This window comes from Facklamia lactis, from assembly GCF_015863205.1.
GTDB classification, from domain to species: domain Bacteria; phylum Bacillota; class Bacilli; order Lactobacillales; family Aerococcaceae; genus Facklamia; species Facklamia lactis.
In genome coordinates this window covers 1-3243 of record NZ_JACBXQ010000009.1, presented here as the reverse complement: position 1 = coordinate 3243, position 3243 = coordinate 1, and the positions used below count along the sequence as shown (strand labels likewise).

At 50.6% G+C, this 3243-nt stretch carries 2 rRNA genes; both read right to left on the bottom strand.

The features are described 5' to 3' along the window. Positions 1-7 precede the first annotated feature (7 nt). A 5S ribosomal RNA gene (gene rrf / locus HZY91_RS10720) occupies positions 8-123 on the bottom strand. Positions 124-208: 85 nt separating this feature from the next. Then, positions 209-3083, bottom strand: a 23S ribosomal RNA gene (locus HZY91_RS10715). Positions 3084-3243 lie beyond the last annotated feature (160 nt).

Below are 3243 nucleotides of genomic sequence, written 5' to 3'. Positions count from 1 at the left end.
AAGACACGCGCGGCAACGTCCTACTCTCACAGGACCAAAGGTCCAACTACCATCGGCGCTAAGAAGCTTAACTGCTGTGTTCGGCATGGGAACAGGTGTGTCCTTCTTGCCATTATCACCACACAGTGTCTTGATTATGTTGAGCGGTCAATCTCTCGATCACTCAAAACTGAATAACACCCAAACAGTTACCAATCCATTGATTCTCTTGGTTAAGTCCTCGACCGATTAGTACTAGTCCGCTCCATACATTACTGCACGTCCACTTCTAGCCTATCTACCTGATCGTCTCTCAGGGGTCTTACTTCTTTCGAATGGGAAATCTCATCTTGAAGCTGGCTTCCCGCTTAGATGCTTTCAGCGGTTATCCATCCCACACATAGCTACCCAGCAATGCTCCTGGCGGAACAACTGGTACACCAGCGGTGTGTCCATCCCGGTCCTCTCGTACTAAGGACAGCTCTTCTCAAATTTCCTACGCCCGCGACGGATAGGGACCGAACTGTCTCACGACGTTCTGAACCCAGCTCGCGTACCGCTTTAATGGGCGAACAGCCCAACCCTTGGGACCGACTTCAGCCCCAGGATGCGATGAGCCGACATCGAGGTGCCAAACCTCCCCGTCGATGTGAACTCTTGGGGGAGATAAGCCTGTTATCCCCAGGGTAGCTTTTATCCGTTGAGCGATGGCCCTTCCATGCGGTACCACCGGATCACTAAGCCCGACTTTCGTCCCTGCTCGACTTGTAGGTCTCGCAGTCAAGCTCCCTTCTGCCTTTGCACTCTACGAATGATTTCCAACCATTCTGAGGGAACCTTTGGGCGCCTCCGTTACTCTTTAGGAGGCGACCGCCCCAGTCAAACTGCCCACCTGACACTGTCTTCCGTGGTCTACACGCGAGTTAGAGTGGTCATGTTACAAGGGTAGTATCCCACAGGCGCCTCCATGCATACTGGCGTACACACTTCATAAGCTCCTACCTATTCTGTACATGTCACACAAACACTCAATATCAAGCTACAGTAAAGCTCCATGGGGTCTTTCCGTCCTGTCGCGGGTAACCTGCATCTTCACAGGTACTATAATTTCACCGAGTCTCTCGTTGAGACAGTGCCCAGATCGTTACGCCTTTCGTGCGGGTCGGAACTTACCCGACAAGGAATTTCGCTACCTTAGGACCGTTATAGTTACGGCCGCCGTTTACTGGGGCTTCAATTCGTACCTTCGCTTGCGCTAAGCACTCCTCTTAACCTTCCAGCACCGGGCAGGCGTCAGCTCCTATACATCATCTTGCGATTTAGCAGAAACCTGTGTTTTTGATAAACAGTCGCCTGGGCCTATTCACTGCGGCTGACTTGCGTCAGCACCCCTTCTCCCAAAGTTACGGGGTCATTTTGCCGAGTTCCTTAACGAGAGTTCTCTCGCTCACCTTAGTATTCTCTACTTGACTACCTGTGTCGGTTTGCGGTACGGGTTGGTCATACTCACTAGAAGCTTTTCTCGACAGTTTGATTATCCACCTTCGCTACTTTAATTTCGCTCCAGGTCACAACTCGTTGTTAAAAGTAAGCATTTGACTCACTCTCCACTTCGTTGCTTCTACAGACATTTCCATCAGTCTGCGTGGATTTACCTCCTGTGTCCCTCCATCGTTCAATCGTATTTCCCAAGTACAGGAATCTCTACCTGTTGGCCATCGCATACGCCGTTCGGCTTTTGCTTAGGTCCCGACTAACCCAGGGAGGACGAGCCTTCCCCTGGAAACCTTAGTCTATCGGTGGACGGGATTCTCACCCGTCTTTCGCTACTCATACCGGCATTCTCACTTCTATGCGCTCCACCACTCCTTACGGTATGGCTTCGCCGCACATAGAACGCTCTCCTACCACTCAATTAATTGAATCCACAGCTTCGGTGTACTGTTTAGCCCCGGTACATTTTCGGCGCAGGGTCACTCGACTAGTGAGCTATTACGCACTCTTTAAATGATGGCTGCTTCTAAGCCAACATCCTAGCTGTCTATGCAACCCCACATCCTTTTCCACTTAACAGTAACTTGGGGACCTTAGCTGGTGGTCTGGGCTGTTTCCCTCTCGACTACGGATCTTATCACTCGCAGTCTGACTCCCAGAGATAAGTCGGTGGCATTCGGAGTTTATCTAGATTCGGTAACCCGGGAGGGCCCCTAGTCCAAACAGTGCTCTACCTCCACGACTCTTACTCTGAGGCTATACCTAAATATATTTCGGAGAGAACCAGCTATCTCCAGGTTCGATTGGAATTTCTCCGCTACCCACACGTCATCTCCACACTTTTCAACGTATGTGAGTTCGGTCCTCCAGTGCGTCTTACCGCACCTTCAACCTGCACATGGGTAGGTCACCTGGTTTCGGGTCGACGACACCTGACTTGCGCCCTATTCAGACTCGCTTTCGCTTCGGCTCCGCATCTTCTGCTTAACCTTGCCAACTATCGTCACTCGCCGGTTCATTCTACAAAAGGCACGCCATCACCCATTAACGGGCTCTGACTACTTGTAAGCACACGGTTTCAGGTACTCTTTCACTCCCCTCCCGGGGTGCTTTTCACCTTTCCCTCACGGTACTGGTTCACTATCGGTCACTAGGGAGTATTTAGCCTTACCAGATGGTCCTGGTGGATTCCGACGGGATTCCTCGTGTCCCGCCGTACTCAGGAGTCTCCGGAGCTGGTCTGTTTTTCGTATACGGGGGTCTCACCCTCTATGCCGCCCCTTCCCATGGGCTTTTACTAAACGTTCCAGTCCCCTTGCGGAGTCCTACAACCCCAACGTGCATGCACGTTGGTTTGGGCTCTTCCCGTTTCGCTCGCCGCTACTCAGGGAATCATTATTATTTTCTCTTCCTGCAGGTACTTAGATGTTTCAGTTCTCTGCGTCTACCTTCCTTGCGGATAACGATCTACTACAATCGTTGGGTTCCCCCATTCGGAAATCTCCGGATCTTAGCGTACTTACCGCTCCCCGAAGCATATCGCTGTTCGTCGCGTCCTTCATCGGCTCCTAGTGCCAAGGCATTCACCGTGCGCCCTTGCTTGCTTAACCACAATATTTTTGCGTTATTTTTAAACTCTATGAACTTCTTCATAGACTCGGTCAATTTCTCGGTTCATTATATCTTTTATTTGAAATAATGTGATTGCCATACCTCGCATCGAGAATATGTCAATCGTTGTTTGGTGTTATTCAGTTTTCAATGATCGAT